The sequence below is a fragment of the Acinetobacter sp. AKBS16 genome, from assembly GCF_002899995.1.
In the GTDB taxonomy this organism is placed as follows: domain Bacteria; phylum Pseudomonadota; class Gammaproteobacteria; order Pseudomonadales; family Moraxellaceae; genus Acinetobacter; species Acinetobacter baumannii.
In genome coordinates this window covers 41,697-45,493 of record NZ_POYH01000082.1, presented here as the reverse complement: position 1 = coordinate 45,493, position 3,797 = coordinate 41,697, and the positions used below count along the sequence as shown (strand labels likewise).

5 protein-coding genes and 1 pseudogene are annotated in these 3,797 nt (G+C 34.8%); 1 reads left to right on the top strand and 5 read right to left on the bottom strand.

Annotated features, from left to right (window positions below):
- Positions 1-633, bottom strand: a 633-nt coding sequence (locus tag C1642_RS19640; protein WP_228153921.1) for an LLM class flavin-dependent oxidoreductase, incomplete at its 3' end; no start/stop codon positions are given.
- A 316-nt stretch (positions 634-949) separates the two neighbouring features.
- Here C1642_RS19640 and C1642_RS14870 point away from each other — a divergent pair.
- A complete protein-coding gene (locus C1642_RS14870; protein WP_000846949.1) occupies positions 950-2,026 on the top strand; it encodes a sigma-54 interaction domain-containing protein in 1,077 nt (358 codons plus the stop codon).
- Positions 2,027-2,055: 29 nt separating this feature from the next.
- Here C1642_RS14870 and tatC read toward each other — a convergent pair whose 3' ends face one another.
- The 4 genes and pseudogenes from tatC to C1642_RS19635 form a co-directional block, all read right to left on the bottom strand.
- Positions 2,056-2,802, bottom strand: coding sequence for a twin-arginine translocase subunit TatC (gene tatC, locus C1642_RS14865; protein WP_000134754.1), 747 nt, complete (start codon positions 2,800-2,802; stop codon positions 2,056-2,058).
- On the bottom strand, positions 2,799-3,215 hold the full coding sequence (gene tatB / locus C1642_RS14860) for a Sec-independent protein translocase protein TatB (protein WP_031965290.1): 417 nt from the start codon (positions 3,213-3,215) through the stop codon (positions 2,799-2,801). Before tatB ends, tatC begins: the two co-directional genes overlap by 4 nt.
- 13 nt (positions 3,216-3,228) lie before the next feature.
- Entirely contained in the window at positions 3,229-3,444 is a 216-nt protein-coding gene (locus C1642_RS14855; protein ID WP_005040670.1) for a Sec-independent protein translocase subunit TatA, read from the bottom strand.
- 96 nt (positions 3,445-3,540) lie between these two features.
- Positions 3,541-3,797: pseudogene (locus C1642_RS19635) on the bottom strand (ABC transporter ATP-binding protein); the annotation flags it as partial.

The following is a 3,797-nucleotide window of genomic DNA, read 5'->3' as shown; positions in this document are numbered from 1 at the left end:
CTTCAATTTAGTAATTTGCTCTTTTACTCCAGCCAGTGGTTCACCCCATAGTGAATAGAGATCTGCATGGCGGACTGCAATATCATAAGCAATGTCTGATGAACCACCGAATGAAATCGGGATTGTACCGTTGACAGGCTTTAACGGGCAAAAAGCATTATCTAACTTAAAGTATTTACCTTCATAACTAATCGGTTGATCGCTTTTCCAAAGTTTCTGGATGATATCTAGATATTCACCCGTCCGTTCATAGCGCTGAACTTTATCAACAATATAATCACCTTCTTGAGGCTCCGCTGTAATTCCCGTAATTGCATGTAATCGGATTCTTCCACCACCTGTAGTGTGGTCAAGCGTAGCAAAAGAACGTGCAGCAAGATTTGGAGTGAGGAGTGCAGGACGATGGGCAATCATAAATCCAAGACGTTCTGTATGTTGGGCAAGGTATGCCGCGATTTGTGCACTGTCTGGGCTGGTTGGCCCGCTAGCAATTAAGACTTTATCAAAACCCGCATATTCATGTGCCCGTGCATGGTAACGTAGATATTCGAGGTCAATTTTATGGCCAATTCGCGTTCCTTTGGTTTCAGACCATTGGTTAGGGAAAACCATACCTACAAATTCGATGCTCATTATTAAACCTATTTTGTGGATTTTAAATGAATGAGCAAAATAAATGCCAAACTTTATACCTATATAAATTAAATATAGGAATGGATAATAATTTTTTAGAGTGTTTGGATTTAATCAAAAACACAACATTGTGTTTGAGAAGCAACATATCATAAAAAAAGAATTGTGTTTATTTTTAATTTATAAGAGAAAATATTTTCAGAATAAATTAGATGAATTTTGGATTAAATATATTTATTTGTTATTTATTAAAAAACACACTGAAATGTAATATAGCCTTTTAGAATGCTTATATCATAAGTTTTATGGGGTAATTATGAAGACCTTTTTAGATAATGATTATAAAGTAATTACTTTGCCTGATAATGGTGTTCCTGTAAAACCAATAAGAGCAAAAGCAATTATCTTTTCAGATCAGAACTCCCGTAAATTATTAAATCAAGTTGAAACGATTGCTCCAAGCTCTGCTAGTGTCATCATTCAAGGAGAGTCTGGGACAGGTAAAGAGTTAATTGCACGCGAAATTCATTTGAAAAGTGATCGTAAAAATAAGCCTTTTCTTGCGGTCAATTGTGGTGCTTTGGTCGAGACTCTTGCCGAGTCTGAACTGTTTGGCTATGAAGCTGGTGCTTTTACGGGTGCAAACAAAACTCGAGCTGGTATTTTTGAAACAGCCGATGGGGGTACTTTATTTTTAGATGAAGTAGGTGAGTTGCCTCTATCCTTACAAGTTAAGCTGTTAAGGGTGTTGCAAGAAAAAGAAGTCGTACGCGTGGGTGGTCGAAAACCAATTCCAATTAATGTCCGTATTCTATCGGGGACACACGTTGACCTACGTAAAGCGGTAGCAGAAAATAAGTTTCGTCTCGATTTATATTATCGCTTGAACGTGGTTGTGCTTAATATTTTGCCACTGCGTGAACGTAAAGGAGATATTTTACCTCTGGTTGATTTCTTCTTAAGTTCATACTCTCAGAAGCTCATTACGACTAAGCCAAATATCAGTGATAGAGCAAGAAATGCGCTGCTGAACTATAGCTGGCCAGGCAACATTCGTGAGCTAGAAAACAATATTCACTATGCTTTGCTGGTGAGTGGCGGTAAAACAATTGATCTTGAGCATTTAAGATTTTCTGAGGAAACGGGTTCTGCCGTGTTACCAGACAATGATCTTATTCAAGAGTTTGAAAGTATTTTGAAGCGTCTTTTTCAAGAATATGATGGGGAAGCATGGCATATTATTGAAGATAAAATAGTAAATACTGCATTTTCAAGTTGCTGGAACAATCAGGTCAAGACAGCAAAAATGTTAGGCCTATCGCGTAATGTTTTACGTAATCTTTTATCAAGATATAACTTACTACCTAATAAGAATGAAAATGAAATTGCTTAAGGGTTTTACATAGAAAAAACATCCATTTTTTAATGGATGTTTTTTTGCGTTGTGAATTTTGTGATCCATAAACCCAATTCAAATAACAACCACATTGGGACTGCAAGAGCAAGCATGCTAAAAACATCAGGAGGGGTAATAAACATTGCAATAAAAAAGAAGAATACAATGATGTGCTTACGATGTGCTTCTAGCTGTTGAATAGAAATAAGACCAATAAAAATAAGAATATAAGTTAAAACTGGAATTTGAAATGCCAGACCAAAAGCAAGAAAAAGCTTTAAACAAAAATCTAGATAGCTATTGATATCCGTCATAGGTAACACATTATCAGGCGATGCCAAGACGAAAAACTTTAAAGCGAGAGGCAAAATTAAAGTATAGGCAAACACAATTCCTAAATAAAATAGAAGGTTACTCGAAAGCATAAGTGCTATACCGAACCTTTTTTCTTTTTGATAAAGAGCTGGAGCTACAAATTGCCAAAATTGATAAAGAATAAAGGGAATGCTTAATAAAATCGCAAAATAAATATTGAGTTTAAAGGGTGCTAAAAAAGTACTCATCACATCTGTTGCAATCATGGTGGAATTGCTAGGAAGTAATGAAATTAAAGGATGAGCAAGAAAATGGTAGTTCTTCTGAGCAAGCGGAAGTAATAATAAAAAAATCGCTAAAACAATACCAATGCTATAGATCAGCCGTTTTCTTAATTCTTTTAAATGTTCGCTATATTTCATTTCAGTGAGGCTTTCACTGACAATATGTTCCGTCATGCGGCTTGATCCTCACTGAATTTATTGGCTGTTTTAAAATGAGCTAAAAATGGTGTCTTTAACTCATCTTGTGAGTGGGTATAGATATAGTCGTTGATGCGCCGTGCTTTGGTTTTTTGTTCCGTAAAAACAGATGTTTGTACATTTTCAATTTCTTGTTGCATAAGAGCGAGTTGTTGTTTGAGCTGCTCTTCATTTTGTTTTATTTTTTGCAGCTCTTCTTGCATGACTCTCTTAAGTTCGATCAGGTCAAGTTCGTTTTCAATATCATTTTGAATTTTACTAATTTGGTTTTTAACGGCTCTGTATTTGAGGAGGACTGATCTTAATGTATGAGGAAGCTTTTCAGGTCCTAAAATAATAAGCGCAATAATTGCAAAAGCTAATAACTCTCCAAAACTGATATTAAACATAATAATAAATCACTCATATTTTATTTTGTTTTTCATTATGTGATTCAACTGGACTAATATCTTTGTATTGTTGGTTTTGCAATAACTTTTGATCATCAGAATTAACTGAATCTTTAAAATCTTTAATTGCACCACCTAAGTCCTTACCTAGGTTTTTTAACTTTGAAGTTCCAAATAATAAAATAACAATCACTGCAAACAGTAAAATATGCCAAATAGATAAACCCATTTTCTCTATCCTATATTAATTAAATGTAAAGAATATTAATATCACGACATTATCTGTTTTCTAAATCATATTAATATAGATCAATATTCAAATTAATTATGCTGTGTGATCTAGCATATTAAGTGCCTGATTGCGAAAACCAAATAAAAGTTCACTTTCTTTATGTCGAGGATGTGTCAGCGGAACTTGAATAATTTCTTTAATTTTTCCTGGTCGGGCTGACATCACAATGACACGGTCTCCAAGATAGACAGCTTCTTCAATATCATGGGTAACTAAAATCATGGTGATTTTTTCGTGTTGCCAGATACGCTGAAGTTCAGCTTGTAAGTGACCCCGTGTGATGGCATCTA